The sequence below is a fragment of the Bartonella sp. AC329YNZD genome, assembly GCF_042196685.1.
Classification (GTDB): Bacteria; Pseudomonadota; Alphaproteobacteria; order Rhizobiales; family Rhizobiaceae; genus Bartonella.
The window spans coordinates 1-652 of record NZ_JBHIQS010000111.1; the positions used below are offsets into that span (position 1 = coordinate 1).

Genomic DNA, 652 nt, shown 5'->3' on the forward strand with positions numbered 1-652 from the left:
GTGAAGTAGCATAATTTTGTGGCAAAATGTTTAATTTTTCAACATGTTAAAGCTGAGCATCAACATCCTGCCGGGCTATTACATCCACTACCAATTCCTGAATGGAAATGGGAACATACTACTATGGATTTGGTTAAGGGTTTGCCAAAGATGCAAAAGGGTTTTGATTCTATTTGGGTCATTGTGGATAGGTTAACAAAATTTGCTCATTTTCTACCGGTAAGATCTACCTATTCCATTGACCAATATTCTGAGTTGTATGTGAAAGAAATCGTGAGTGCACCGGTATCTATAGTTGCGGATAGAGATCCTAGATTTACTTCTCAATTTTTGCCATTCTTACAGCATGCAATGGGTACCAAAGTGACATTTAGTACAGCTTTTCATCCCCAAACAGATGGACAATCGGGAAGAACAATTCAAACTTTGGAGGATATGTTGCAGGCCTGCGTACTGGACTTTCAGGGAGGTTGGGACCACCTATTACCCTTAATGGAGTTTGCTTATAATAATAGCTATCATTCTAGTATTGGAATGGCTCCGTATGAAGCTTTGTATGGACGTCCGTGCAGGAGTCCTACATGTTGGTTAGATTTCGGTGAACAATTGTTGTGGGGACCAGATCTGGTACAGCAGACACATGACCTAGTCA

Annotated in this window: 1 protein-coding gene; it reads left to right on the forward strand. The window is 40.5% G+C overall.

Features of this window, described 5'->3' with window-relative positions; genetic code table 11:
* Positions 1-273 precede the first annotated feature (273 nt).
* Positions 274-652, forward strand: a 379-nt coding sequence (locus tag ACFIMW_RS09460; protein WP_375697397.1) for a hypothetical protein, incomplete at its 3' end; no start/stop codon positions are given.